This is a genomic window from Dyadobacter sp. AC419 (assembly GCF_979253085.1).
The window spans coordinates 164,711-191,568 of sequence record NZ_CEEDCD010000020.1; the positions used below are offsets into that span (position 1 = coordinate 164,711).

The window sequence follows — 26,858 nt, forward strand, 5'->3', positions numbered from 1 at the left end:
GAATCATCAGCGTGAAGCAAATGACTGGTCAAAAGCCGCATCTTAGAACCGTAAATGTTACCCGATACGTCACTCCGCTTCGTGAGGGCGGCTCACTGCCGGCCATCGCAGAAGCGGATGACGATTTTTTATATGTCCTCAAATTCCGGGGAGCAGGGCAGGGCACCAAAGCCCTTATCGCTGAACTCATCGGTGGAGAAATAGCGAGACTGCTTGGTTTGAGGGTGCCGGAAATTGTTTTTGCAAATCTCAACGAAGCATTCGGCCGGACAGAACCCGATGAAGAGATTCAGGATCTGCTTCGCGCAAGCACCGGTTTAAATCTGGCAGTCCATTATTTATCGGGTGCCATCACTTTTGATCCGGTTGTTACCACAGTTGACACCAGACTTGCGTCTGCTATCGTTTGGCTTGACAGTCTGCTAACCAATGTTGACCGCACCGCCCGGAACACCAATATGCTTATGTGGCACAAGGAGTTATGGCTGATCGATCATGGTGCGGCGCTTTACTTTCATCATTCATGGCAAAACTGGGAAGAGCAGGCAAAGCGGCCTTTCATGCAAGTGAAAGATCACGTTTTGCTTCGCTATGCTGCTCAGCTTGAAGAGATTGATGCTGAGTTCAGCGCAATTTTGGGACAGGAGCAAATACAAGATATCGTGTCGCTTATTCCGGATGACTGGCTTTTGAATGATGCGCCATTTGAAACGGCAGACGAGCACCGTCAGGCATATGCCGAATTTTTAACGTCGCGGCTTTCCGTGTCGGATGTATTAGTTAAAGGAGCCAATGATGCAAGAGCAACACTTATTTGAGTACGCCGTCCTGCGCGTCGTACCGAGGGTCGAGCGCGAGGAATTTATTAATGTGGGCGTTATTGTGTTTTGTACTTCCCAGCGGTTTCTTGAAGTAACGTTTGAAATGAATGCTACAAAATTGCGCGCACTTTCGGCAGATCTGGATCTTGACGATGTCGCCGCTTACCTGCAAGCGCTGAAACAAATATGCGAGGGTAGGAAAGAGGGCGGCACCATTGCTGCATTGCCTGCCGCGTCACGGTTTCGCTGGCTGACTGCAACCCGCAGCACGATTGTGCAAGCATCCAAAGTTCACCCCGGACTTTGCAGTGACCCGAAGCAGACTTTGGATAAATTATTTGCGCAACTCGTTAAATAAAGTTTTTTCGCATTCTAAGCTGCTGCTGCACTTCTTCTCGTTTTCTGCGTGAAACTTCCACTTGCGTTCCGTCCGAAAGGAGAACATAATGGCTGTTGTGAGAAACTTGTTTGATAAAGCGGCAATTAACCAGATGTGATTTGTGTGTGCGGATGAAATTGAAGTCGCCAAGCATCTCATCAAAATGCTTCAATGTTTTGCTTGAAACGAAAGGTCTTTTCCCCACGAGGTGAATGGAAGTGTAATTCTTGTCTGCTTCCAAACGCATGATCTCGTCCAGAGTGAAGAAAAATACGCCTTCGCTGGAAGGAACGGCAAGCCTGAAATCCTTAATGCTCGCTTTTTGAACATTATGCACCAGATTGTCGTACAGCTGATGCGTAGTCACGTCCTCCTTTCCCCGGACTTTGTCTAAATGTCGCTGAATGGCTGCTGCCAGCTCATCCGGGTCAACGGGTTTGAGCAGATAATCGAGGGCACTGAAACGGATTGCCTGAATGGCGTAATGATTGTAAGCTGTCGTAAAGATAATGTCATACTCAAAATCCCTTCTTTCCATTAAAAATTCGAAGCCATTGCGATATGGCATTTCAACATCTAAAAAAACAATATCAGGTTCGAATGTTTCGATCAAGGCCAGCGCCTCGTCTACGGATTCGGCGTGCCTGATGTCAACGTCGTGGCGCAACAGGTTAAGCAAGTAGTGCTCGATTACCGTGCGGGCTTTGGGCTCATCGTCAATGATTAAAGCGTTTATCATAGGATGTTACGGATGTGGTGGATGAACGTCAGAGTTGGGTTTACTTTTATTTTCAGGAGTATAATTAATCGTTAATTAACAAAAAACACGGATCCAAATATTAAAAGGTTGACGACAATTATTTTAAGGAAAAACACAAAAAAGCCATATCATCAAAATGATGATATGGCTCATAAAAGGGCTTTGTAATTGCTGCTAACGCTACTTCGCGTCCACGGGTTTTTGCATTTCGTTCATATTATGCGCCACCAGCGTGTCGGGCGTCACATTGCTGAGTCCCATTTGTATTTTGTTTTTCATACCGGATATCACTTTATCTTTTCCAGCCATCAACGCATCATAACCATCCTTGGCAACTCCCGCCGGATCCGCTTTTGAATCCTCATCCTGCACGGCTTTGCTGCTGTTCATATCAGCTTTATTGAAAAAGTCGGTGTCGGTGACGCCTGGCAAAAGCGCTGTAACTGTAATGTCCGTTTCCTTTAACTCTTCGCGAAGCGCTTCGGAAAATGACAGCACAAAAGCCTTCGTTCCATGATAAACTGCCTGCCAGGGACCAGGCGTCTTGCTTGCAATTGACGCCAGGTTAAGGATTTTACCCGAATTCCTGCTTACCATATCCTGCAAGAAATGCTTGGTCAAAATAACCACAGCTGAAATGTTCAGCTCAATAATGTCGAGCTCGCGATCCAGATCATTGTCTTTGAAAAGCCCGTAAACACCTTGTCCGGCATCATTTACGAGCACATCGATCTCAATGCCTTTGCTTTTTACGTCATTGTAAACCGACTTCGCATCTTCACGGTTGAACAGGTCCTTCGCAATAGGCGTCACTTCAATGCCGTGCTGCCTCAACTCCTGTGCTTTGATTTCCAGCTGCTGCTGGTCACGCGACAGAATTACCAGATTATACTGGTCTTTGGCAAAAAGCAATGCAAGTTCATAGCCTATGCCGCTTGTAGCGCCGGTAATCAGCGCATATTTTCCGTTAGTTGACATATTGTTTTAGTTTATTGATGAAATGTTGATTTATAACCAATCAAATTCCCGCACATATTTTAACACAACAATGGCCAAAGGAGGTAATGTAAGCGGAATCGAATGGACTCTGCTGTGTTTTGGAATAGGGAAACTTTCCTGTTCTTCTTTTATCAAAAGATCGGAACCTCCGTATTTCAAATCGTCTGTATTAAAAATCTCTTGATAAAATCCTGGTTTTGAAACGCCAATGCGATAGTTGTTTCGAACAACCGGTGTAAAGTTGGCTACAAAAATCAGATTGTCTTTTTCCTCTTTCCCCTTCCTAACCCAGCTCATTACGCTGTTAACGCCGTCCTGATTATCAATCCATTCGAAACCTTCGGGCGAGAAATTGTTCTCGTAAAGCGCTGGTTCTGATTTGTAAAGGGCATTTAGGTCTTTTAACAGTTTTTGAATTCCGTTGTGTAAAGGATTTAAATTTTCATCCCAGTCCAGGCTGAAATCATGACGCCATTCATGTCTTTGGGCAAATTCGGAACCCATAAACAGCAATTTCGCACCCGGATGGCCATACATGTAACCGTAAAGCAGACGCAGGTTGGCAAACTGCTGCCAGTTATCACCCGGCATTTTATTGATCATCGAATTTTTACCATAAACGACCTCATCATGCGATAGGGGCAAGGTAAATTTCTCGGTGAAAGCGTAATGAATGCTAAATGCAAGCTGTCCCTGATGGAAAGGCCGATAAATTGGATCTCTCTGGAAATACGAAAGCGTATCATGCATCCAGCCCATCATCCATTTCATATCAAATCCCAAGCCGCCATTCGTGGTTGGGGCTGTAACGCCTGGCCATGCAGTGGATTCCTCGGCAACTGTGAACACGTCCGGGAAGTTGGTATGGACAGCGTTATTAAACTCTTTCAGGAAATCAAGCGCTTCCAGGTTTTCACGTCCGCCATATTGATTAGGAATCCATTCGCCTTCATTTCTGGAATAATCCAGGTAAAGCATGGAAGCAACTGCATCCACGCGCAATGCATCAATGTGGAATTTATCCAGCCAATAAATGGCATTGGAGATCAGAAATGCCCTTACTTCATTTCTGCCATAATTAAAGATAAAGCTCTTCCAGTCCGGGTGAAATCCTTTTTTAGGATCCGCATGCTCATAAAGGTGCGTTCCGTCAAAATAACCTAATCCATGTTCGTCAGTTGGAAAATGGGAAGGAACCCAATCCAGGATCACGCCGATGCCTGCATTATGCAAGGCGTCCACCAAGAACATGAAATCTTGCGGCGTCCCGAATCGGCTTGAAGGCGCAAAATATCCCGTCAGCTGATAACCCCATGAGCCGTAAAACGGATGCTCCATCACCGGCATGAACTCCACATGCGTGAAACCCATGAAACTGCAATACTGAGGCAGTTCCTCAGCCAGCTCCCGGTAAGTCAGAAAGCGGCCTTCTTCTTCATGTGCTCTCCGCCACGAACCAATGTGCATTTCATATATTGAAATGGGTTTACTCAAGGCGTGCTGCGCCTTGCGATTTTCCAGCCAGGCGCTGTCATTCCATTGATAATCCAGGTCCCACACCACGGTGCCCGTGTGCGGCGGCGTTTCCCAGTGCGTTGCATACGGATCGCCTTTTTCAACTTCATAACCGTTATTGCTCCGGATAAAATATTTGTAATATTCTCCATTGCCGATTTCCGGAATGAACGTTTCCCAAATGCCCGAGTAATCAGTTCGCCCGATCATCGGATGCGCGGACCGGTTCCAGCCATTGAAATTTCCTACTACGGAAACTTCACTTGCATTAGGAGCCCAAACGGCGAAGTGCGTTCCTTTCACACCATCCCTTTCAATGATGTGCGCCCCAAGCTTGTTATATATATGATAATGTGTCCCGGATTTGAACAAATCAATGTCAAACCCGGAGAACATTGGCAATGCGTCGCTACTTTGATCTGTCATAGTGCAAGTTTTAAGCAGTTACGGTCTGGGCTTTATTCATGATCGATTTAATGCCGTTTAAGGGCACCATCACCCATGAAGGCCTGTTGTTAACCTCGTAATTCAGTTCGTAAATCGCTTTTTGTAATAAAAATGTCTGCAAAAGAACTTCCAGATCTTCCTTTTTCTGTGGAATGATCGGGCTGTCCTTCACCGTTTCCAGATATGCTTTCATGAAAAAGCCACTCATGTAATGATACCATTGCTCAACAAATGGCAACAATTTGCCAATGTCTTCCGGACGGATCTGATTGTCCAGATAAAGGCTTCCGTAAGCAGCATAATGGAATGACCGCAGCATGCCCGCAACGTCGCGGAGTGCTGAGCGTTTCAGCCTTCTTTCACTGTAACTTCGTGCCGGTTCTCCTTCAAAATCGAGGATAATAAAGTCCTTACCCGTAAATAAAACCTGTCCCAAATGGTAATCGCCATGGATACGGATTTTAGCCGTGTCAATTTTGCGCGTATAAACCTTTTTGAGCTCTGTCAGAATATCTTCTTTCATGCGCAAAACGTCATCCGCCTCCTGCTTAACCTCCGGTGTGAGCTTCTTAATGTTCCTGTTCAGGCTTTGGAAAGCAACCCTCACCAGCGATTGAAGCGAAGAATAGACCGAACGCTGATAATGCAATGAAAATTCTTCCGGTTTGAAATCCGGCAGGTTCGTGCCCGAAGCCAGAGCCAGGTGCATTTCCGCCGTTCTTACCCCAAGGAGGGCAACTTGTTCAGCAACGGGAACATCCAAAAGATCTTTCAACAGATCCGGAACGTCTTCATAACCGACCGGTTCAGTCAATGTTCCCCGCAGTTCTGTCGGCAACTGAATTTCACTCGTCGAGAGGATTTTTTCGTTAAAACTGTTCAATCTGTCCAGCATATTGGCCCATGCATCGGTGCTGTTAACCACCATTTCCTGCATCATACCAAGCACCATGCTGTCTTTTTTGTTTTTCCACTCAATGGCGCCTACAAAAGCCGGAATATTCTTGAACTTGGCTTCGTGCGTCAGATAATGCGTGATTTCCATATCCGGATTGATCGCGCGGTCCACTTTCCGGTAAAGCTTGAAGAAATACTTTCCGTCGTAAGTGATGGAAGTGTTGCTCTGCTCACCCGAAAGGACACGTGGCTTGATCTTCTCCGAGTCCTTAATGTGGTTGGCCAGATCTTCATTTCCTGTAAAATGGATCTCGCTGTTCTTTGCATGCAGTTTTTCGTTCTCACCCATGTTTGTAATGAGTGCCATCTGCAATTCCAGACCATATATTGCGTCAAAAAGAACGCCTTCTTCCTCTCCGTCGATTTTAATGCGCGCTATAACAGCCTGCGGACAGTTTTCCTTCACCCGATAAGAGAAAGGCTCTTTTCCAAAAGCAACGGGAAGCTGATACATTTCAGGAAGATCATTTTGATACGACGCTTCCAGCAACAGCAAATATGCCGGCGGATTGCTGCCCATTGGAATTGTCGCATGCGAGACAATTTTCACGCTGTCCAGACCTTTTCCTTTTCCTCCAAACCACCGCATTTTCATTAGGTAATTCGGCAGGAAGCTGTTTTCAAGATTTTCCAAAACAGCAGGTTCCAGCAGATCGCCCCACTCAGCGAGCTCCAATAACGGAAGTTCTTCGTTCTGGTCAATTTCCGGATGCGTTTTTTGCATCACGAAGCATTGGCAAGCATATGCTTCCAATGTGAAGAAATAAGGCGTCGCGTCCTTAACCGAGGGAAACTTGTTTTTACTGTAAATCTCAACCGGCTGGTAACCTTTATATAGGTCAAGATCCAACTCAACCGGCTGTGGGAAACGGGACAGATTGGCAATGACAAGCATTGTTTCATCTTTGAAAGTCCGCGTGAATGCTAGCACTTTCGAATTTTCCGAGTTTAGGAATTTAATGTCTCCACGGCTGAATGCTGCGTATTTTTTACGCGTGGCAATGGCTCTTTTCATCCACCATAATAAGGAAGAAGAGTTGCGCTCCTGCAATTCCACATTCACCGATTCATAATGATACTGCGGATCCAGAATCAGCGGCAAGTAAAGGCGCTGCGGATTGGCTTGCGAAAATCCTGCATTACGATCCGGACTCCACTGCATTGGCGTACGAACGCCGTCGCGGTCACCCAGGTAAAAGTTATCACCCATGCCGATTTCGTCACCATAATAAATGATAGGCGTTCCCGGGAAGGTGAAAAGAAGCGTATTAAGCAGCTCAATTTTCTTGCGGTTATTTTCCATTAGCGGAGCCAGCCGGTGCCGGATGCCAAGGTTAATGCGCGCTTTGGGGTCTTTTACATAAACTTTATACATGTAATCCCGCTCTTCATCCGTCACCATTTCCAGCGTTAGCTCGTCATGGTTTCTCAGGAAAATGCCCCACTGGCAACTTTCTGGAATTTCGGGCGTCTGATCGAAAATGTCTGTGATCGGATAGCGATCCTCCATTTGCAGCGACATAAACATCCGCGGCATAATAGGGAAGTGATAGTTCATCTGACATTCATCGCCATCGCCAAAGTAAGCAGCAGAATCTTCCGGCCACATATTCGCCTCGGCAAGCAGCAATGTGCCTGGGAAGCGCTCGTCTACATATTTTCTAAGCTTTTTGAGATATTCGTGCGTTTCCGGCAAGTTCTCACAGTTTGTTCCGTCGCGTTCAAACAAGTAAGGAACAGCATCCAGACGGAAACCATCCACACCCATCTTGCACCAGAAATTCAGGATCTTGAAAATCTCTTCCTGCACCAGCGGATTATCATAGTTCAAATCGGGCTGATGGTGGAAGAAACGGTGCCAGTAATATTGTTCAGCTTCGCTATCCCAAGTCCAGTTTGACTTTTCATAATCCTGGAAAATGATCCGCGCGTCTTTAAATTGCTTCGGATCGTCCGTCCAAACATAATAATCGCGGAGCGCTGACCCTTTCGGTGCTTTTCTGGCGCGTTGAAACCAGGGATGTTGATCCGAAGTGTGGTTGATTACCAGCTCGGTAATCACCTTCAAGCCGCGCTTATGCGCTTCTTTCAAGAACGTTTTGAACTCGTGGATGTCCCCATAGGAAGGATTAATGCTGTAATAATCGGAAATGTCATAACCATCATCGCGGAGCGGCGATGGGTAAAACGGGAGCAGCCAAATTGCTGTAACGCCCAGATCCTGTAAATAATCAAGTTGCTGCATTAAGCCCTGGAAATCGCCTATTCCATCGCAATTTCCATCTTTAAAAGCCTTGATATGCAGCTCATATATGATTGCATCTTTATACCAATGCAGGTTTTTTCTCGAGTACTCCTTTTTTATATTCCATGCTCAGATTAATGAAGTTGTTCGATTTTTAAAATGTGAGCCGGCATCTCGTAAGGGTTTAGCTGAATAAAATTGTATTCGCCCTGCCAGTGATATTTTTCGCCGCTCAGCATGTCATGCACAACGTAAGGTTGCTGATCGCCAATGCCAAAGCGGTGGATCGGGACTTTGATATGTGCGCCCTGCGTGTTGAACACGTCGAGATTCACAGCAATGATCAATGCATTTTTAGTGGCCTCATCCTCTTTGACAAAGCAGGTTACCATGTCGTTATTTGTTTCGGTGAAATCAATGTTCCAGGTCGTTTGCAATGCAGGATTATCCTTGCGAATGCGGTTTACCCGAGTAATGATTTCTCTGGTGCGGCTGTATCGCTTCCAGTCCCAATGCTTGATCTCGTATTTCTCGTTATCGGTGTATTCCTCTTTTCCGGGATGCGGCGTGTTCACACCATATTCGTAAACAGGTCCGTAGAGGCCATAGTTTGAAGAAAGCGTCGCAGCTAAAATGAAGCGCATAATGTGTGCGTTCTCTCCGCCTTCCACCAAATGGTGCGGTAGAATGTCCGGCGTGTTAGGCCAGAAGTTAGGCCGGAAATAATATTGCTGATCCGTTTTGGTCAGCTCGCGCATATACTGCTCAATTTCCCATTTGCTGTTCCGCCAGGTGAAATAAGTGTAAGATTGGTTGAAGCCAATTTTGGCCAGTCTTTCCATCACCCTCGGACGTGTAAATGCCTCTGCTAGGAAAATGATTTCCGGGTGCTCCTTCCTGACTTCGCCAATCATCCATTCCCAAAACGCAAATGCTTTGGTGTGCGGGTTATCGATCCTGAAAACGTTGACGCCCTGCTCGATCCAGAAGTCGATTACACTTTTTAATTCATTCCAAAGATTTTGCCAATCTTGTGTTTCGAAGTCAAATGGCAAAATGTCCTCATATCGCTTGGGCGGGTTTTCAGCGTATTGGACTGTTCCGTCAGGCCGCCATTTGAACCATTGTGGATGTTCTTTCACATAAGGATGGTCCGGCGCACACTGATAAGCAATGTCCATCGCAATTTCAATGTCCAGTTTTTTCGCCTCATCAACCAGCTCGCGGAAGTCTTCTAGCGTTCCTAATTCCGGATGAAGCGACTTATGCCCGCCAAGCCGATTACCAATAGCCCATGGAGATCCCGGATCAGTTTCCGAAGGAGTTAGCGAGTTGTTTTTGCCTTTCCTTTTCATTTCTCCGATCGGGTGGACGGGCGGAAAGTATAATGTATCGAAACCCATTTTCGAAACCATCGGAAGCAACTGGGTTACATCCTTAAATGTTCCGTGACTGTCGGGCATGGCTGCGGCGGACCTTGGAAAAAGCTCATACCAACTGCTGAAACCGGCTTTTTTTCGTTCAACTTCCAGCGTGTAAGTCTGGTCAAAAACGGTGATCCGGTCGGTGTAACGGATCTTGCTCATGGCGTCCGCAACTTCGTCACTTACCGCCAGATCAACCGCAAATGCAGGTTCCGGAGCAGTTTGAAGTGCATTAATCCATTTTGTAAAAGCAGGCTGATCCTGTTTATCAGCAATTTCAGAAGCTTCCGAAAGCAATTCGGCGCCAATCAGGATTTCCACAGAAATGTCTTGATTGGCGTCGAATTTCTTAACGAGCCCTTTCTTCCATGTTGTAAAATGGTCGATCCAGCCTGTAAAGCGATATGAATAAATGCCTGTTTTCTGGGGAGTCCACGACGCCTGCCACTGATCATTGATGACATATTGCATGGGAATTTCTTCCCAAATTGTATCGGACTCATGCTTGTAAATCACACTGGCCGCCACCACATCGTGACCGTCGCCGAATATATCTGCCGTAAAAACGAAGCTTTCGCCAATCGCTCTTTTTGCAGGAAATTTACCGCCCTCAATCTGCGGCGTAACGTTAGAAATCACGACCCGTTTTCTGCCTTCCTGAATTTGCATCGATCTGATTTTTTAATTTTCAATTAGACGAATGGCAAGAACAGCAATCAAAACCATGCCTGCAGACTTTACATTTTACCTACTAATCGGTTTGTTTACGATTTAGCAATAATGTAAATTTCAACTTATACGACATTGTTCTCGCCAGGTGCACCGCGATGTCATTGGTATACTTTTGGATACAATTGTAAATAGTGAAATAAAAAACTTGAATTGTTATATAATAGTTTAGTGCGCGTGCATTCCTAACAGAAATTCATTACTGGCATTCCGATGGAGTTCATTTTAATTGACGACAGCACTTTCGATCTTTTTACCCAGGAAAAACTGCTTCTGAAAAGCGGCCTGGCAAAAACGGTCACTGCATTCAACTCTGCACAGTCTGCCATCGACTTCCTGCGAAAGCGCGTCAACACCCTTCCGGAAACCGTTATGCTGCTCGACATTCAAATGCCTGGTGTAGATGGTTTTGAATTTGCACGCCAATATGCGCAGTTACCACTCAGCCTCCGCGAGCGCATCCGGCTGTTCATGATCTCATCCACGGTCGACATAGCAGACATTGACGAGGTTCGTGCGAATCCGCATGTGATCGAACTGCTTTCAAAACCGCTGGAAATTCCCGTTTTGCGAGCGCTATTAGAGCAATAGCGTTTTTATGGCACGCAAGAATGGAGCAGTGGCACAATATTTAATGTGCACAGCAACATACCATTTGAGCCATTATGAACAATCCAATCGCTACTTACCGCATACAATTTCATAAAGAATTTTCTTTCAAGGACTTCGAAAAAAGGATTCCTTACCTGCAAAAACTAGGCGTAAGCACCATTTACGCATCGCCGATCCTGGCCGCAACACCCGGCAGCACGCACGGTTATGACGGCATCAGCCCAGAGCACATTAATCCCGAAATCGGGACCGAAGAGCAGCTCCGTGATATAAGCGCGACTTTGAAAAAACAGGACATTGGCTGGTTGCAGGACATTGTGCCCAATCACATGGCTTTCCATTCTGACAATGGCTGGCTTATGGATGTTTTGGAAAAAGGCCAGCAATCCGAATACGCTTCTTATTTTGACATCGCCTGGAACAGCAAGCTTTTTCAGGGAAAACTCATGGTTCCGTTTCTGGGGGCGGAGCTTGAAGAAGTGATTGCTAATGGTCAGTTGAAGCTTCAATATACCAATGACCGGCTCATGCTTGTGTACGAAGGCGCGGCTTTCCCGGTTAACATTCGGTCTTATATGAACATTCTGGGCACGGATGTTGAGAATGCGCCGGAATCTGTTCAGCAACTTGCAAAGCAAGTGGGCGAAATCCATGAAGCGGAGGATGCCAAAGTGTTTTCACAAAGATGGAACGAGCTGGTTTTGCAAATTGCTTCATTAATGAAGAATGACGTGATCAGCAGCTGGGTTAATGGCCTTATTGATAAAATTAACAATGACCAGCAAGCCATTACAGATCTTGCCAATGGGCAGGAATACATGCTTTGCTTTTGGCAGAAAACAGATTCACAGATCAACTTCCGCAGGTTCTTTACCGTGAACGGACTGATTTGTCTGAATATGCAGGATGATGCTGTTTTTGAGCATTATCACCGTTTGATCAAAAAATTTGTTGACGAAGGCGTCTTCCAGGGATTGCGTGTGGACCACATTGACGGACTATTCGACCCTGCCGCTTATCTCACCAAACTTCGTGAGCTTGGCGGACCGGAATCATACATTGTTGTGGAGAAGATTCTTGAAAAAGATGAAAATATGCCCGTCCAATGGCCTGTTGAAGGCACGTCGGGCTATGAATTCTTGGCGGCTGTTAACAATGTGCTTACCAATGCGGGTGCCGAGGAAGCATTTTCGGAATATTATCACGGCATCACGGACAATGATGCACCCGTGCATGATCAGCTTTTGGAGAAAAAATCAGGCATTCTGAACAACCATATGGGCGGAGAGTTGGAGAATTTATACCAGCTTTTTGTGGAATTGCAGCTGATAGACCAACAGCAGATTGAAACCGTTGGCAAGGATAATGTGAAGACCGCAATCGGCGAATTCCTGATCCATTGCCCCATTTATCGTCATTACGGCAATGCGATGCCTTTGCATGAAATAGAAGTCCAGGCTGTAAAAGCAATTTTTGAAGATGTGCGCGCGCACCACGAAGCGCTTAGCGAGGCGGTTGATCTTCTCGAAAATGCCATTTTGGAAAAAACCGGTCAGGGCGACGATGCTTATGATGCGAAGGCGCTAGAATTCTATCAGCGTTGGATGCAATTCTCGGGACCATTGATGGCCAAAGGCGGCGAGGACACATTAATGTATACTTACAACCGGTTTATTGGGCATAATGATGTCGGTGATTTTCCGGACCGGTTTGGTATGACGCCAAAGGATTTCCACCATCGCATGCGGTTGAGACAAAAAGAATGGCCGCTTTCGTTAAACACCACTTCGACGCACGATACAAAAAGGGGAGAAGATGTGCGGGCGAGGCTGAATGTGCTGACCGATCTTTCGAGCGAGTGGATTCAGAAAGTGAAGGACTGGACCGAAATGAACGCGGAGCTCCGCAGCAGTGACGGCCCGACGCCAAATGACGAATATCTGATTTACCAGACACTTGTAGGCGCTTACCCGATGCCGGGCGAAGGCGAGGATAATTTTGTTGAACGCTTGCATGACTATTTGCAAAAAGCGCTTCGCGAAGCTAAAACCGACACAACCTGGGCCGAGCCTAATGAGGTTTACGAGCGAAGTGTGCAGGATTTTGCCAAAAAACTCCTTCAAAAAGACAGTCCGTTTTTCAATGATTTCCAGCAATTCCAGCAGACGATTATTGATCACGGCATCATTAATTCGCTGTCGCAACTGCTGCTGAAATTCACTTGCCCCGGTGTCCCGGATGTGTATCAGGGAACTGAATTATGGGATCTGAGCCTCGTTGACCCGGATAACCGCCGGGCTTTTGATTACGTGAAGCGCGAAGATTTGCTGAGAGAACTTGAAGATTATGAAGCGGAAAGACTGTTTGAAAAGTTGTGGGAGAACGCGTAATAGCGGTCAGATCAAACTTTGGCTGACTCATGCGCTTTATAAACTGAGAAAAGCATATCCTTTGCTATTTACAAAAGGCGAATATGTTCCGCTCAAAACGCGTGGCGCTTACAAAGACAATGTTCTCGCTTTCGCAAGACGACAAAAAAGGGAATATCTGATCGTGGCTATTCCGCTGCACAGTGCTGCCCTTTGCAAGGAACAAGATAAATCGTTTTTTGAGCTTGACTGGAAAGACACATCTATTGTGTTGCCAGATAACATGGACCCGGATTGGACAGACGTGTTAACCGATTCAGAGTCAAGTTTTGAAGGCAAGATTACGCCTTCTGAAATATTCAAGAATCTGCCTTTTGCAATTTTGAAAGGCTCTAAGCCTGATAATGAGCGAAAAGCAGGCGTTCTGCTGCACATTACTTCACTCGCATCTCCGTTCGGGATTGGAGATATGGGGCCGGAAGCTTATGCATTTGCAGATTTTCTTGCGAAAAGCGGTCAAAAAATATGGCAATTGCTGCCGCTCAATCCGATTGAAGAATCGCAGGCCAATTCGCCTTACAGTGCTTTGTCCAGCCGGGCGGGGAATCCGTTGCTGATCAGTCCGGAAGCATTAGCGGAAGCTGGTCTGCTGGATGCCGATCAGTTGACAGAAAAACACCTTCCTCAGGACGGGAAAGCCGATTACAAACAAGCTGGTGCTTTAAAAAGTGAGCTTTTGGCAAAAGCATTTGCAACATTTACTGAAAAAGACGACTCACACAGCTTAGCAGAGTTCGAGACATTCTGTGAGAAAAATCAGGAATGGCTGGATGACTTTGCCCTTTATATGTTTTTGAAACAAAAGCACGAAGGAAAACCCTGGTACACGTGGCCGGAAGAATTCCGCAAGCGGCAAAAAGAAGCGCTGGCAACACTTGAAAAAGATGAGCACGAGCAATTGCAGCTGATCAGATGGGAGCAATATGTTTTTGACAAACAGTGGAAAGAACTTAAAGCTTATTGCAATGGCTTGAACATTAGCCTGCTAGGTGACATTCCGTTCTATGTAAGTTATGATTCGGCTGATGTTTGGTCCAATCCAGAGTTTTTCTGTGTGGATGAAGAAGGTAAGATCACCGGAATAGCCGGTGTTCCTCCCGATGCTTTTTCTGATGACGGACAACTATGGGGAATGCCTGTCTTTAATTGGGGCGCGCTCAAAAATCAGGGTTACGAGTGGTGGATTCAACGTCTGGCAAAGAACATTGAGCTGTTTGATGTTGTGAGATTAGACCATTTCCGTGCATTTGCCGATTATTGGGAAGTTCCCGGTGGTGAGAAAACAGCCGTAAAAGGGGAATGGAAAATCGGTCCGGATGCGGAATTCTTTGAAAAAATGGAAACTGCATTGGGAAGGCTGCCATTTATCGCCGAAGATTTGGGTGAAATGAGCCCGGCTGTCTACAAGCTGCGGGATAAATTTGCGCTGCCCGGAATGAAAGTGCTTCAATTTGCCTTTGATGAGAATCTGCCGCAGTCGGAGCACATTCCACACAACTTCCTGTCTAATTTCTATGCTTACACAGGAACGCACGACAACAACACAACTCGCGGCTGGTACAGACAATTGGATGATGAAGATGTAAAAGCACGGATCACGCAATATGTTGGTAATGAGGTTACAGAGGATAATGTCGCCGCTGCGCTGGCACGCCTGACCTTTGCGTCGGTTGCAAAAGTGGCAATTCTGCCGATGCAGGACGTGCTTAACCTGGATGAAAGCACCATTATGAACAAGCCGGGATCGAATGAAAACAACTGGGCTTGGCGGCTGGCACCGGGGCAGGTTACGCAGGAAGCTTCGAGCTTTTTGCTGGACATGACCACATTATATAACCGCGATTAAGGTTTTATAAATAAACGATTGTGAAATTGATGATGTGGCTATATTTGTGCAGGTCACCAATCAATTTCACAATGGTTTTCAAAAGAGCACTTATATGGATTATCTGCTGCGGCATGCTGGTGGAATTGTCTTCTTGCAAAAAGGCAGACAATCCTCAGGATGCCGCAGCCATTTTAACGCAGGTTCCACTTTGGAAAATCGATGAGATCTCAGTCAATGATGCAACCACATTCCGTGATGGAAAAATGACGCAGCAGTTTGGCGGAATCGATTTCGAGCGTTATATGGAAACTGTCGAACTTCGGAAGGACGGCACATTCTCAGGAATTTTCAAAGGAGAAACCAAGCCGTTTTTGCTCAAATGGAAACAAAATGAGCAGAACATTACGGTAGGCGCTGCTGAATCGGATGTGAAGGGCGGAGAATGGATTATTGATCCCAAGGAAGTCAGCAAAGAGTTCTTTACAATGAAAACGACAAGCACCGCTTACGACTATCCGCGCGAAACCAAGATCTCACTCAAATTCAAAGCCGGAAATTAATCCCAACCCTCAGATCACTCCAATGGAAAATTTGCAAAAAGCATTTGAACTTTTTGATGCCTATAACAAGAATTCACCAGGCCAGGTAACGCATGAAGGCATAAGCTATCCCGAAGAATATTTCTATGCGCTCAAACGATATGACTGGGTGAAAAAGCTGCAACCGGACGCGAGTGAAAGCCTGCTCCTGGCGTCCCGGGCGCAACATATTGGCCGCTGGGAAATTGCACGAAACACTTATCCGCAGGATCGGGTAGGCTATCTCAAATGGCGCAGCGACCTGTCCAAGTTTCACGCCTCAAAAACGGCAGAAATCCTGGAATCAGTAGGTTATGATCAGCAAACGATCGATCGCGTGAAACAGATCATTCTCAAACAGCGCATTAAGGCCGACGAGGAAGTCCAGACGATTGAAAACGCGCTATGCCTTGTCTTTTTACAATATCAATATGATGATCTCATCGCAAAAACGGGGGAAGAAAAAATGGTTGATATATTGAAAAAAACCTGGGCCAAAATGAGTGACCCAGGCAGAAATATGGCGCTTGATCTCGCGTATAGTGATGAAGGCAAGCGCTTGATCAGCATTGCCTTAGGTGCTTAGGGAAGAACTTTTATTCCTTACTGGCGGTCTGATTTGTGCCGTCCAATGAAGCTGCGGTTTTCACCAGTCTGACAAACTCGGAACGGTAACCTTCCTCATCTTTGCCAAATGCACCTTTGGCTCGGTTGATAACATGGTCATATGCGGCAGAACCTTTGAATTCCGAATTGCGGAGGAGCAAGCCGAATTCAGCAACTGCACTCGCAAACCGCATGTTTTCCGAACAGGCCGCAATGGGTTTGGAAGCATTACTTACCGCAATGTCAAATAAGTCACTGCGCTCAGAATCCGGTGATTTGTAGCGGATTTTGACGGTCATCATTTCATCTGTTTTGCCAACTTCTGATGCGTCATGCTTTTGATATTTGAGCGCGTCGGTTTTTGCAAGATAAGGGCTTGTGGAACCGGCGGGGACAATCTCATACAATGCTGTCACCGTATGCCCTGAGCCCATATCGCCCGCATCCTTTTTGTCGTCGTGGAATTCCTCATTTTTGAGTGAGCGGTTTTCATATCCGATCAGCCGGTAAGCCAGCACATGACGCGGATTGAACTCGATTTGTAGTTTCACATCCTTCGCAACCGTAAACAACGTTCCGCCAAATTCCTGCACAAATTCCTTCCGCGCCTCCTGGATATTATCAATGTAGGCATAGTTGCCATTGCCCTTATCGGCCAGCGTTTCGGTATTGCTATCCTTGTAATTGCCCATCCCGAAGCCCATAACGCTCAGAAAAATCCCGTCTTTGCGTTTTTCTTCCACCAGCCGCTGCAGGCCCGCCTCACTGGAAATGCCGACATTGAAATCGCCGTCCGTTGCGAGAATTACGCGGTTGTTTCCGTTTTTGATAAAGTTATCCTTGGCAAGCTTGTACGCCAGCTCAATGCCGTCGCCGCCTGCTGTGGAACCGCCCGCTTCCAGTGCGTCCAATGCGGTTTTGATTTTCATTTTCTCACTTCCCGAAGTAGGCGGCAAAATTTCACCCGCAGCGCCTGCATACACGACAATGGAAATCTTGTCCTCTGCCCGCAACTGATCGATGAGCAGTTTAAATGCTTGTTTGAGAAGCGGCAATTTATTTTCATCCTCCATGGAGCCGGAAACATCTATCAGGAAAACGAGGTTTGAAGCCGGGAGGTTTTTGGTCGGAATTGTTTTAGCCTGCAAACCAATGTGCAGCAGTTTCAATCCCGGGTTCCAGGGAGAATCTGTCATTTCTGTCGAAACGGATAATGGATGCGCGCCGGTGGGTGCGGGATAGTTGTAATCAAAATAATTAATCATTTCCTCAATCCGGACTGCATCGACGGGCGGCAATTGACCTTGGTTCAAAAAACGCCGCGCATTGCTGTAAGCAGCCCGGTCCACGTCCACAGAAAAAGTGGTTACCGGCTGTTGAGCCGCAATTTGGAATCCGTTTTCATTCACCGCATTGTAATCCTCCGTCTCCGCGCGCGGAAGCGGCCTTACAGTCATGGCATATGCACCTTGTGCAGGGGACATCGCGATGAAGCCCGGCGTTACATGGTTGCGTATTTTTTGCTCCGGCATCATTGCCTCTTCTAGTTCCAGGGTGCCGCCCGTAAGCATTACATTCAGCGATATTCCTGGTGCTGATTTAACTTCTTTGGTCTTATAGCCGGGCAGGTTGAAAACCAGCGTTCGCGTGTAAGTTGGCGCGTTCATTGCGTATCTTCCGAGCGAGTCGGTTTTGGTGGAGAAAACGGTTCCCTTGGCTGTCACAGTCACATTGGTAAGTGGCTGCATTGCATCGTCGGTAACCACGCCTGTGAACCTGGCCCTGGGGATCAATGCAAATGCACTGAATACTAATAAGAGAAGGATTCCGATCTTGGTTTTCATGGTCAATAAGGTTTTGTTTATAGCTGGATGCACGGGCGCGCGCATTTCCATAAATCTTTTTCAAAATATTTTATGGAATCTTTTAAGCGCTTGCATCCACTGATTGACACACATCGTTAACATGTTTTACACCGGCACATGTGAGGTTTTTAAACGTATTTAAGGCAAACAAAACGGCTCCGCCCTCGGAAGCCCAGCAACTGGCTGCTTATCGCAGTTCGGGTGAGCTGGGTGTGTTGGGTGCGTTGTATCAGCCTTATATGGAGATGGTTTTTTCGGTTTGTTATAAATATTTAAAAGAGGAAGACGATTGCAAAGATGCGGTCATGCAGATATTTGAAAAACTCATTGTGGAATTGCGCACGCATGAGGTCGACAATTTCAAAAGCTGGCTGCACAGTGTTGCACGCAACCATTGCCTGATGCAGATCAGGAAGCAAAGGAGTTTTGCCCACGTTTCGGACATGGAAGCAAATGAAATCCATTTACTTTCAGAAGTTGCCGAGCCAGAAACGGAACTGGTCAGCGAAGGTCGTTTCTTAGCATTGGAAACGTGTATGAAAACGCTTACAAATGAGCAGCGAACCGCGGTTGAGCTGTTTTATGTGAAACAAAAATGTTATAAAGAAATCAGTGAAGAAACCGGTTTTGACGCTGGAAAGGTGAAAAGTTACATTCAGAACGGAAAGCGGAACCTAAAAATCTGCATGGAAAAAAATGGCTGAGAAAGGCACACATAAAGCAACTTTTGAGGATTTTCAACGCTATGAAAGTGGAGAGATGTCGCTTAAGGAGCAGCATTTGTTTGAAAAGCAAATGCTGGAAGAACCTGCTATCGCCGAAGCCTATGAAGGATTTATCGCCATGCAGGTGGACAAGCTGAATGTTAGTGAGATAACCGATGACCTAAACCGAATGCTCGATGCACGAATCGAAAATCAGCGGAAGGCAACTATTCCTTTGTGGTTATATGGTGCCGCAGCATCCCTAATGATTGCGATTGGCGCACTGTGGCTGATTTTTGTATCAGATCCAAAGCAGGATGGCACGCAGGAGGCCGCTCATCAGGTGGCGGAAGCACCATTGCCAGCCCAGCCGGAGTCAACATTGTCGGCGCCAGCGCCCAGTGCAGCGCCCGCCGCTAAGCCCGCTAAAAAAACTCCACAATTGCCCAAAGCCGAAACGCCAGCCATCCCGGCACCTGAAATTGCTGCGGCAGACTTGCCGCAGCAATCGAGAGGAGATTTCAGTTGCCGACGAAAGCATTCAGGAATTGCGAACCATAAGTGCCAATGAGGTTGTGATGTCGGCAGCATCTTCGACGAGACAATCTTTCGTTGCTCCGGTCCTTAAAAAAGGCGCAATGGACAAATTAGCTCCAACGCCGCTGATGGGATGGGAATCTTACCAGGCTTATTTACAGCAAAATGCGGATTCCGTTCGTCAGCAAGGCGACGTCATCGTCACTTTCACCGTCAATGCGGACGGAACATTATCCGACTTTTCCGCAAAAGGAGAAAAAACTTTACAAACAGCAGCGATCCGCATTGTACAGAAAGGCCCGATCTGGGTTCCTGTTAAACAGAACGGTGTTTCGGTGAGCTTGCCCGCCACAGTTACGCTTCAATTCAAAAAATAGCTCCTGCCAATTTCCGCTTAATAAGTAACCGACTGTTTTTTACGGCATTGTCTTTGAATTTCCACGATATAATTATCCTGGGATTTAAATAATCGTGACTGAATCAAGCGGTTACAAAATTTATGTAGAACTAATTTTAAAATTATTATAATTTAGAACGGTTATTTTTTGAGATATAAATACTTGTACTTAATTTTACTACGCGCTGCAACCACCCAGCTTACCCATCCACTCGTAACAACGTTTCCATTTAAATCATTTAAAATTAGCACTAAATGATGTTTTCATGAATTTTTTGCCTTTTGATTAAAGGCTGATTTAATAATTTCTGCTGTAAGATTTTGTATTAGGCAGTATTATTACTAATTCTACGAAATAATTAACCGCTAATTCGTACCCAATACGAAACGCAAGAGGAAATTTACCAACGGTTACAACTAAACAAGCACTTTCTAATTTGAATATTTTTACTCAACCTATGAGCAGTAGAAAAAATCTTTTGATTATTGATGATGAACCAAGTATCACCAAGATCCTCGAACATTTTCTCAAAAAGGACTTTAATGTTGTAATCAAGAGCGACGGCTCCGAAGGGATGCTTTGGCTCGAAGAAGGTAACCAGGCCGATTTGATCATTGCCGACCTGCACATGCCCAACCTCAGCGGAAAAGAATTCCTGAAAGTTGCCAAGGCCAGCAATCTGTATTCGGACATTCCCATCATTATCCTTTCCGGATCCGACGAAAGTAGTGAACGCATCCAGTGCCTCAACCTTGGCGCTGACGATTTTATGGTTAAACCATTCAATCCGATGGAAGTTCATGCCAAAATCAACGCGATCCTCCGCAGAAGCAAACGCTACTCTTAATCAGCAATATAAATGGAATTGACAAGCACCTCCGCTGGAATGGTTGTTGAGCCGAAGGCCTACGTCGCCCAATTCAGGGTTGTTTATCTGAACAAAGACCTGGAACAGTATATAAAATTTTCCAAGCAATACACAGAGTCATTGCAGGTCGAATATTTTGACAACAAGGAAGGCGTTCTGCATGCATTAAAAGAAAATTTCCCTGCCGACATTATACTTGCCCACGCGGAAAGCGGCGGCTTAGAGCTGCTGGACTCCATCCGCAGCAGTGCCGGGTTTGGTAACATTCCTTTCGTGCTGATGGTGGACAACCTCACGAATGATGCCATTGAAATGGCACGTGAGCATCACGCAGATGACATTTTCTCTGTAAGATTTGACGACGGTGATCTGCTTACCCGCATCCGCTATTTCAAAAAAAGGCAATGGTATGTCGCCAGCAAAGCCTCACAGAAAATTAGTGCTGAAAACACGCGTACGCCTCTTTGGAAACGTGCAATTGATGTCATTACCACGGGCTCGGCTGTGATCCTGTTGCTTCCGGTTTTCCTTTTGGTCGCTCTTCTGATCAGGCTGGATTCCAAAGGGCCTGTTTTTTACAAATCAAAGCGGGTAGGGAGCGGTTACAAGATTTTTGACCTTTACAAGTTTCGCACCATGCGGACCGACGCCGATCAGCTGATCAGGAAAATGGCCGCATTGAGTATGTATAACAAGAACACTGAGCCTGCGCAGCAGATTGAAGTAAACGGTCTTTGCGAAGAATGTGCAGCAGGCAATCAATGCAAGAGCCTGCTCTTCCACGATGGAAAGGAGATTTGCGAAAAGCTTTATCACTTCCAAAAAGATCAGAAAGCCGCATTCATGAAGTTTCAAAATGATCCGCGCATTACACGCTTCGGCCAGTTTTTAAGAAACAGCAGTCTGGATGAGCTTCCGCAATTGATCAACATCCTGAAAGGCGATATGTCGCTTGTAGGCAACAGACCATTGCCGCTTTACGAAGCAGAAAAAATGACAACGGATGATAAGATCCTTCGTTTTGCAGGCCCCGCCGGTCTGACCGGATTGTGGCAGGTGACAAAGCGTGGTAAAGGCAAAGCGGACATGTCCGAAGAGGAGCGTACGCAGCTGGACATCACTTACGCGAAGGAGTTCTCATTCAAAATGGACATGCAGATCATACTGAAAACATTCCCCGCACTATTGCAATCTGAAAACGTATAACTCTCCTTTATCTTTTATTATTATCGGTTCTACTTTACACGCTTATGCTAGTTGGTTTTCACCCATTCGTTGCGGGATTGGTCGTATTGTTTGATAACCCGCGCAGGGTTTCCGACGGCGACAGCATACGGGGGAATGTTCTTAGTGACCACCGCACCAGCGGCAATTACGCAATGTCTTCCAATGGTAACACCGGCAGTAATCACCGTGTTGGCTCCAATCCAGCAATCGTCTTCAATGACTATCGGCGCAACGCTTACACCTTGCTGGTGAATGGGTTGCGTCGTATCGCTGTAATTATGGTTCAGTCCGCTGGCGACGATGTTCTGCGCAAGGATTACGTTGTCACCTATCGTTACCGGCCCGATAATCACATTACCCAACCCGATCAGCGAATTCTTGCCAACCAATACATCTCCCACACCATTATTAACCGTAGTAAAATCTTCAATCATGGAATTATCTCCGATTGAGAAATGATTGAATGGCACGACGTCCATCCTTACCCAGCGCCGGATCACGACATTTTTACCGCGCTGATGATAAAACCGGTTCAGGATCACCCGGACCCAGAGCCTCGGACGCGCTTGATTGGTGGGAATGAGAAGCCAGTGAAAGAATTTTTTTAAACGCGGGTTACTCTTGATTTGGTCTGAGACGGCCATACGAACAGCGAGGAGATAAGTAGAAATAATTTTATTCAAATGTATTTCCTATTACTACAAAATCAAGCAAAAATCATTTTAAATAACATTTTTCCTAAAAATTAATGCCGATGAGATACGCAGTGTTTTTAATTCCTCTGTTTTTAATTGTTCAGAACACTTATGCCCAGGAATCACTCACCAAAGATGTGGATTACGCATATCTCGACAAATTGATAGCTTACTCGCAAGCCAATTATCCCAGGATTAAAATGTATGAAGAAAGGATTCGCGTGGGGGAGGCGGGAGTGAGAAAAGCCAAGCTTTCTTATTTTGATATTTTCAACTTCTCCTATCTGTATAGTCCGAATAACAACACGGCGACTATTTCACCAACGGTGCTCAGCGGTTATCAGCTGGGCTTTTTTGCCAACATTGGAGCCATACTGCAAAAGCCGAGTCTTATTAAACAGGCAAAAGCGGAAGTTGCTGTTTTTCAGCGTGATAAGGAGACATTTGATTTAAACATGATTGCTGAAATCAAAAAGCGGTATTTCACATTGATCCAAAAAAGAGCTGTATTTACTGTGCGTTCCAATGCGATGCTCGATGTAGAAAGCATGGTTGCCAACATTAAAGACAGGTTTGAAATGGGGCAGGAAACACTTGAAAAATACAATCAGGTGCTGGTTATGCAAACTGACCATTATCAAAACCTGCTCAATGCGGAAAGTGAAGTTTTGATTGCAAAAAGCATGCTTGAGGAATTACTGGGACAAAAATTAGAAGACATAAAATGAGCGAGTTTGTACAATTTCTGAGATTATTGCAGCGCAACAAGATCACATTGATCGTAGTGCCGCTCATTACTGTGATCATTTGTTACTTCTTGGTAAGGCGCTTGCCCGACACATTTGAGTCGCACGGCCGCATTGCAACCGGATTGGTTGATAAAACCGATCAGGTCATTACAAAAGTTAAGGAAGAGCAGGATGCACAGATTGCCCGCAAATTCGAAAACCTGATTCAGGTAATGCTCCTGAAACGGACTATTGACCAGGTTTCCTATCGCTTGATGCTGAATCAGTTAAAAGGCACAAAGGATTCAGTCTGGAGAGAACCTGTAAAAGAAATCGAAGTGATGAGCAAGGCTGAAAAAGCCAAGGCTATTGCGCTGCTTACCAGCAAATACAAAAATCGGGAAGAGCTTTTCCTTTTCAAACCATACGAAAAGCAACTGAACGATTTGATCGTTGACATGGGCTATGGCGCTAACACGCTTCGTGAAAAGCTGCTGGTCTATCGCACAGGCGGCGGCGACTACATTGATATCGAATTCGAAGCTGAAAATCCGCAATTGACTGCTTACGTAATCAACACGCTGAGTGATGAATTTATCGCAAACAACTCGTTGCGCGTTGTGGGCAATAACAAGCGGACGATCAACTTTTTGCAGACTTTTATGATGCAAAAGCTTGAAGCATTAAACGGCAGGATGAATGCGCTGAGAAATTATAAGATCAGCAATCGCGTGCTTAACCTGAATGAGCAAGCTAAAAGTATTTATGGGCAAATGGCCGATTACGAAACGCGGCGCGAAGTTGCTCAGAAAGACATTATCGCACTGGCGGCTGCTATTAATAACATTGACAAAAAATTCGATCCGAACGACCGTAAATATTTTGAAAGTGCTTTGACCAGCATTAATCAAAAGATTATGTCCACAAAAGTGAATTTGCGCTCACTGAACGAAAAGTATGTGCTCAGTAACTTCGATCCGCGCCTGAAAGTGAGCATGGATTCGCTGAGAAATGAGCTGAACCAGGAAATAGGCGAGGCAACAGACCGATATGCTTACAATCCGATGGCGCTTAAGCAGGATCTGGTAACGCACAAGATGCAGATGGAAATTTCATTGGAACTGGCCAAAAACAGCGTTGCTTCCATTCAGGGCGAACTTGACAGACTGAACCGTAAATTTGACGGTCTGGTGCCGAACGAAGCGAAAATCCAGGAATTCGAAACTTCGATCGACATTGCGAGCAAAGAATATATTGAGGCTTTGCAGCGATATAATGAGGCAAGTCTTGAATTCAGCTTTCCGGTATATTTAAGACTCATCGAGCGTGCAATGCCAGGCGAGGTGCTGGCTTCCAAGAAAATGGTGCTTGTTGTGCTTTCGGGTGTTATCAGCTTTGTTTTCTGCGTATTTGTATTCTTTATCTTATTTTATCTGGATAAGTCTATCCGCTATCCGTTGCAGCTTGCAAATGCGACAGAACGGCCTGTTCTGGGTTATCTGAACAGTTTGGACAAAGGTTCAAACCTGAGCCTTTCGGGAATGAACGCTTCCGATGACAAGGCAACAATGTTGTATAAAAATCTGGTGCGATCAATCCGTTACGAGCTTGATAATGAGCTGGATGATCCTAAAATGATTGCTGTGACGAGTCTTTCACACGGAGTAGGGAAGACCTCTTTCGTAGTTGCATTGGCTTGGGCATTTTCGAAAATTAACAAGTCCGTGCTTATCATTGACGGTAACTTCGGACAACCGGATATTTCCAAACTGAACCCGGAGACCACACAAATTGAAAGTTTCGTAAACAGCAGCACGATCATGGAAGCTTCGGCAGGACAGATCAGGATTCTGGGCAACAGTGGCGGAGACGTTTCGCTGCGGGAAATTTCAGATGACAAAACCATTGCTACGCGACTTCAAGTGCTGAAAACGCAATTTGATGTAATTCTGGTAGAAACCGATTCGCTCACGGCTATGAACAAAGCAAAAGAATGGATCTCATTCTCAGATCTTGTAGTTGCCGTGTATGCTGCGGGACGTTCTATTCAGGAAGATGACCAGTCGAAAATTCAATATTTGCATAACCTGGAAGATAAATTCTCAGGCTGGGTGCTGACCAACACTGAGGACATTCCGGAGCAGGCTGGTAAGATTTATAAACCGGTAGAAGTGGTATGAAAATCATCGAAGCGGTCTGGTTGATCGTGCAGCTGCTGATTGGTTATAATCTCGTTTTCCCGGTGGTGTTGCTGATCATTTACAGCATTCGCGGCAAGGATAAGCTTGTGCCGCGGAATGCAGCGGCCAACAGCCTGCCGGATTACGGCATCATTGTTACGGCTTACGAATACACGCAGCAACTTCCCGCTGTGGTGAGCTCGCTGTTGCAGCTGAATTATGACCGTTACCACATTTATGTTGTAGCCGACAAATGTGACATTACGGGATTGCATTTTCCGACTGAACGCGTTTCATTGCTCAGGCCCGAACAAGTCCTGGGCAGCAACACACGTTCACACTTTTATGCGATCCGCAATTTCATCAGGCCACATTCACATTTGACCATTATTGACAGCGATAACCTTACAGATCCGCAGTATTTGAATGAGCTGAATGTTTATTTTAATGCAGGTTTTCAGGCGGTGCAGGGCGTTCGTGAAGCGAAGAATCTGGACACAACCTACGCGTGCCTGGATGCGGCGAGGGACATTTACTATCACTTTTATGACGGTAAGGTTCTTTTCGGCGCAGGCTCATCTGCTACATTGGCTGGCTCAGGAATGGCGTTCACCACCGCACTTTATCAGGAATGTCTCGGACATCTGGATGTTACCGGGGCAGGTTTTGACAAAGTGCTTCAGGATGGAATTGTGAGCCGCAAATACCGCATTGCGTTTGCTGAAAAAGCGGTTGTTTACGATGAAAAAACGACTGGCAGCGATCAGCTTGTAAAGCAACGCGCGCGCTGGATCAACACGTGGTTCAAATACTTTGCGTTGGGTTTCAAGATCTTTTTCAGCGGGCTTACGCGCTTCAACTGGAACCAGACATTGTTCGGTCTCGTGCTGCTGCGGCCGCCGCTGTTTATCTTTTTGTTGCTATCGGTATTTTTTATGTTCATAAACCTGTTCATTTCGATTCCTATGGCTATGCTGTGGTTTTTGGGATTATGTGTTTTTGTTGCCGGATTCTATATTTCACTGACTCGGTCACATACAGATCCTAAGATTTATCAGTCGTTGGTGAACATTCCGAAATTCATCTCTTTTCAGATTCTTGCCTTGCTTAATGCGAGAAAGGCCAATCAAATTTCTGTGGCCACACGAGGTGGACAAACGGATCAAAAACAGATTTAGACAGCTCCGACATGAAAATTTACCCGGTCAAAACTGAAAAGAAAAAGAAGCAATCTTTCGATCATCTGTCTCCATTGCAGAAAAGAACGAGGCAAATTGCCTTGCTGCTGGCTTTGGTGAGCGCATTCATTTTTTTCTTTAAGATTTTA

The 26,858-nt window shown here is 45.8% G+C and carries 22 protein-coding genes; 15 read left to right on the forward strand and 7 right to left on the reverse strand.

Annotated elements, in window-relative coordinates:
• Positions 1-20: 20 nt before the first annotated feature.
• Both AC0IYG_RS17750 and AC0IYG_RS17755 read left to right on the forward strand, forming a co-directional pair.
• A complete protein-coding gene (locus AC0IYG_RS17750; protein ID WP_471712475.1) occupies positions 21-818 on the forward strand; it encodes a HipA family kinase in 798 nt (265 codons plus the stop codon).
• Positions 796-1,179 carry a DUF3037 domain-containing protein gene (locus AC0IYG_RS17755; RefSeq protein ID WP_471712587.1) on the forward strand — a complete coding sequence of 128 codons (384 nt, stop codon included), beginning with the start codon at positions 796-798 and terminating at the stop codon, positions 1,177-1,179. Before AC0IYG_RS17750 ends, AC0IYG_RS17755 begins: the two co-directional genes overlap by 23 nt.
• Here the strand turns inward: AC0IYG_RS17755 and AC0IYG_RS17760 are convergent.
• The 5 genes from AC0IYG_RS17760 to AC0IYG_RS17780 form a co-directional block, all read right to left on the reverse strand.
• Positions 1,172-1,939: a LytR/AlgR family response regulator transcription factor gene (locus AC0IYG_RS17760; protein WP_471712476.1), complete on the reverse strand. Its 768-nt coding sequence runs from the start codon at positions 1,937-1,939 to the stop codon at positions 1,172-1,174. The genes AC0IYG_RS17755 and AC0IYG_RS17760 overlap by 8 nt on opposite strands.
• Positions 1,940-2,140: 201 nt before the next feature.
• A complete protein-coding gene (locus AC0IYG_RS17765; protein WP_471712477.1) occupies positions 2,141-2,938 on the reverse strand; it encodes an SDR family NAD(P)-dependent oxidoreductase in 798 nt (265 codons plus the stop codon).
• 30 nt (positions 2,939-2,968) lie between these two features.
• Positions 2,969-4,900, reverse strand: coding sequence for a 1,4-alpha-glucan branching protein GlgB (gene glgB / locus AC0IYG_RS17770; protein WP_471712478.1), 1,932 nt, complete (start codon positions 4,898-4,900; stop codon positions 2,969-2,971).
• Between the two features lie 10 nt (positions 4,901-4,910).
• The gene (gene treS / locus AC0IYG_RS17775) at positions 4,911-8,243 is read right to left on the reverse strand and encodes a maltose alpha-D-glucosyltransferase (protein WP_471712588.1); all 3,333 of its coding nucleotides are present in this window, start codon (positions 8,241-8,243) and stop codon (positions 4,911-4,913) included.
• A gap of 14 nt (positions 8,244-8,257) precedes the next feature.
• Complete coding sequence (locus AC0IYG_RS17780; RefSeq protein ID WP_471712479.1) at positions 8,258-10,216, reverse strand: alpha-1,4-glucan--maltose-1-phosphate maltosyltransferase; 1,959 nt, start codon at positions 10,214-10,216, stop codon at positions 8,258-8,260.
• 273 nt (positions 10,217-10,489) lie between these two features.
• Between AC0IYG_RS17780 and AC0IYG_RS17785 the strand changes: the two genes are divergently transcribed.
• The 5 genes from AC0IYG_RS17785 (at position 10,490) to AC0IYG_RS17805 (ending at position 16,309) form a co-directional block, all read left to right on the forward strand.
• On the forward strand, positions 10,490-10,867 hold the full coding sequence (locus tag AC0IYG_RS17785; RefSeq protein ID WP_471712480.1) for a response regulator: 378 nt from the start codon (positions 10,490-10,492) through the stop codon (positions 10,865-10,867).
• Between the two features lie 74 nt (positions 10,868-10,941).
• Positions 10,942-13,278, forward strand: a complete 2,337-nt coding sequence (gene treY, locus AC0IYG_RS17790) for a malto-oligosyltrehalose synthase (RefSeq protein ID WP_471712481.1) — start codon at positions 10,942-10,944, stop codon at positions 13,276-13,278.
• The gene (gene malQ, locus AC0IYG_RS17795) at positions 13,235-15,163 is read left to right on the forward strand and encodes a 4-alpha-glucanotransferase (protein ID WP_471712482.1); all 1,929 of its coding nucleotides are present in this window, start codon (positions 13,235-13,237) and stop codon (positions 15,161-15,163) included. The genes treY and malQ overlap by 44 nt, the downstream gene beginning before the upstream one ends.
• 71 nt (positions 15,164-15,234) lie before the next feature.
• Positions 15,235-15,705, forward strand: a complete 471-nt coding sequence (locus AC0IYG_RS17800) for a hypothetical protein (protein ID WP_471712483.1) — start codon at positions 15,235-15,237, stop codon at positions 15,703-15,705.
• Positions 15,706-15,727: 22 nt separating this feature from the next.
• A complete protein-coding gene (locus tag AC0IYG_RS17805) occupies positions 15,728-16,309 on the forward strand; it encodes a DUF4202 domain-containing protein (RefSeq protein WP_471712484.1) in 582 nt (193 codons plus the stop codon).
• A gap of 10 nt (positions 16,310-16,319) precedes the next feature.
• On the opposite strand, the gene AC0IYG_RS17810 is transcribed toward AC0IYG_RS17805, so the two are convergent.
• The gene (locus AC0IYG_RS17810) at positions 16,320-18,173 is read right to left on the reverse strand and encodes a YfbK domain-containing protein (protein WP_471712485.1); all 1,854 of its coding nucleotides are present in this window, start codon (positions 18,171-18,173) and stop codon (positions 16,320-16,322) included.
• Positions 18,174-18,313: 140 nt separating this feature from the next.
• Here AC0IYG_RS17810 and AC0IYG_RS17815 point away from each other — a divergent pair, with 140 nt between their 5' ends.
• From AC0IYG_RS17815 to AC0IYG_RS17835, 5 genes are all read left to right on the forward strand, one after another.
• Positions 18,314-18,898 carry an RNA polymerase sigma factor gene (locus AC0IYG_RS17815; RefSeq protein ID WP_471712486.1) on the forward strand — a complete coding sequence of 195 codons (585 nt, stop codon included), beginning with the start codon at positions 18,314-18,316 and terminating at the stop codon, positions 18,896-18,898.
• Positions 18,891-19,469 (forward strand): hypothetical protein, encoded by a 579-nt coding sequence (locus tag AC0IYG_RS17820; protein WP_471712487.1) that lies wholly within the window; start codon positions 18,891-18,893, stop codon positions 19,467-19,469. Before AC0IYG_RS17815 ends, AC0IYG_RS17820 begins: the two co-directional genes overlap by 8 nt.
• A complete protein-coding gene (locus AC0IYG_RS17825; RefSeq protein WP_471712488.1) occupies positions 19,447-19,812 on the forward strand; it encodes a TonB family protein in 366 nt (121 codons plus the stop codon). The genes AC0IYG_RS17820 and AC0IYG_RS17825 overlap by 23 nt, the downstream gene beginning before the upstream one ends.
• A gap of 478 nt (positions 19,813-20,290) precedes the next feature.
• Positions 20,291-20,680 carry a response regulator transcription factor gene (locus tag AC0IYG_RS17830; RefSeq protein WP_471712489.1) on the forward strand — a complete coding sequence of 130 codons (390 nt, stop codon included), beginning with the start codon at positions 20,291-20,293 and terminating at the stop codon, positions 20,678-20,680.
• Positions 20,681-20,692: 12 nt separating this feature from the next.
• A complete protein-coding gene (locus AC0IYG_RS17835; RefSeq protein WP_471712490.1) occupies positions 20,693-21,907 on the forward strand; it encodes a sugar transferase in 1,215 nt (404 codons plus the stop codon).
• 47 nt (positions 21,908-21,954) lie between these two features.
• On the opposite strand, the gene AC0IYG_RS17840 is transcribed toward AC0IYG_RS17835, so the two are convergent.
• Positions 21,955-22,611 (reverse strand): acyltransferase, encoded by a 657-nt coding sequence (locus AC0IYG_RS17840; protein ID WP_471712491.1) that lies wholly within the window; start codon positions 22,609-22,611, stop codon positions 21,955-21,957.
• A 71-nt stretch (positions 22,612-22,682) separates the two neighbouring features.
• On the opposite strand from AC0IYG_RS17840, the gene AC0IYG_RS17845 reads away from it, so the two are divergent.
• The 3 genes from AC0IYG_RS17845 to AC0IYG_RS17855 are packed head-to-tail and all read left to right on the forward strand — an operon-like array spanning position 22,683 to position 26,709.
• Positions 22,683-23,351: a TolC family protein gene (locus AC0IYG_RS17845; RefSeq protein ID WP_471712492.1), complete on the forward strand. Its 669-nt coding sequence runs from the start codon at positions 22,683-22,685 to the stop codon at positions 23,349-23,351.
• Positions 23,348-25,531, forward strand: coding sequence for an exopolysaccharide transport family protein (locus AC0IYG_RS17850; protein WP_471712493.1), 2,184 nt, complete (start codon positions 23,348-23,350; stop codon positions 25,529-25,531). Before AC0IYG_RS17845 ends, AC0IYG_RS17850 begins: the two co-directional genes overlap by 4 nt.
• On the forward strand, positions 25,528-26,709 hold the full coding sequence (locus AC0IYG_RS17855; RefSeq protein ID WP_471712494.1) for a glycosyltransferase: 1,182 nt from the start codon (positions 25,528-25,530) through the stop codon (positions 26,707-26,709). Before AC0IYG_RS17850 ends, AC0IYG_RS17855 begins: the two co-directional genes overlap by 4 nt.
• Positions 26,710-26,858: the final 149 nt, after the last annotated feature.

Coding starts and splice junctions, on each gene's coding strand:
- AC0IYG_RS17845 (WP_471712492.1), top strand. CDS start 22,683: ATGAGATACGCAGTGTTTTTAATTCCTCTGTTTTTAATTGTTCAGAAC.
- AC0IYG_RS17760 (WP_471712476.1), bottom strand. CDS start 1,939: ATGATAAACGCTTTAATCATTGACGATGAGCCCAAAGCCCGCACGGTA.
- glgB (WP_471712478.1), bottom strand. CDS start 4,900: ATGACAGATCAAAGTAGCGACGCATTGCCAATGTTCTCCGGGTTTGAC.
- AC0IYG_RS17810 (WP_471712485.1), bottom strand. CDS start 18,173: ATGAAAACCAAGATCGGAATCCTTCTCTTATTAGTATTCAGTGCATTT.
- AC0IYG_RS17835 (WP_471712490.1), top strand. CDS start 20,693: ATGGAATTGACAAGCACCTCCGCTGGAATGGTTGTTGAGCCGAAGGCC.
- AC0IYG_RS17830 (WP_471712489.1), top strand. CDS start 20,291: ATGAGCAGTAGAAAAAATCTTTTGATTATTGATGATGAACCAAGTATC.
- AC0IYG_RS17750 (WP_471712475.1), top strand. CDS start 21: ATGACTGGTCAAAAGCCGCATCTTAGAACCGTAAATGTTACCCGATAC.
- treY (WP_471712481.1), top strand. CDS start 10,942: ATGAACAATCCAATCGCTACTTACCGCATACAATTTCATAAAGAATTT.
- AC0IYG_RS17755 (WP_471712587.1), top strand. CDS start 796: ATGCAAGAGCAACACTTATTTGAGTACGCCGTCCTGCGCGTCGTACCG.
- AC0IYG_RS17785 (WP_471712480.1), top strand. CDS start 10,490: ATGGAGTTCATTTTAATTGACGACAGCACTTTCGATCTTTTTACCCAG.
- AC0IYG_RS17765 (WP_471712477.1), bottom strand. CDS start 2,938: ATGTCAACTAACGGAAAATATGCGCTGATTACCGGCGCTACAAGCGGC.
- AC0IYG_RS17820 (WP_471712487.1), top strand. CDS start 18,891: ATGGCTGAGAAAGGCACACATAAAGCAACTTTTGAGGATTTTCAACGC.
- AC0IYG_RS17800 (WP_471712483.1), top strand. CDS start 15,235: ATGGTTTTCAAAAGAGCACTTATATGGATTATCTGCTGCGGCATGCTG.
- AC0IYG_RS17855 (WP_471712494.1), top strand. CDS start 25,528: ATGAAAATCATCGAAGCGGTCTGGTTGATCGTGCAGCTGCTGATTGGT.
- AC0IYG_RS17780 (WP_471712479.1), bottom strand. CDS start 10,216: ATGCAAATTCAGGAAGGCAGAAAACGGGTCGTGATTTCTAACGTTACG.
- AC0IYG_RS17805 (WP_471712484.1), top strand. CDS start 15,728: ATGGAAAATTTGCAAAAAGCATTTGAACTTTTTGATGCCTATAACAAG.
- malQ (WP_471712482.1), top strand. CDS start 13,235: ATGAAGCGGAAAGACTGTTTGAAAAGTTGTGGGAGAACGCGTAATAGC.
- AC0IYG_RS17850 (WP_471712493.1), top strand. CDS start 23,348: ATGAGCGAGTTTGTACAATTTCTGAGATTATTGCAGCGCAACAAGATC.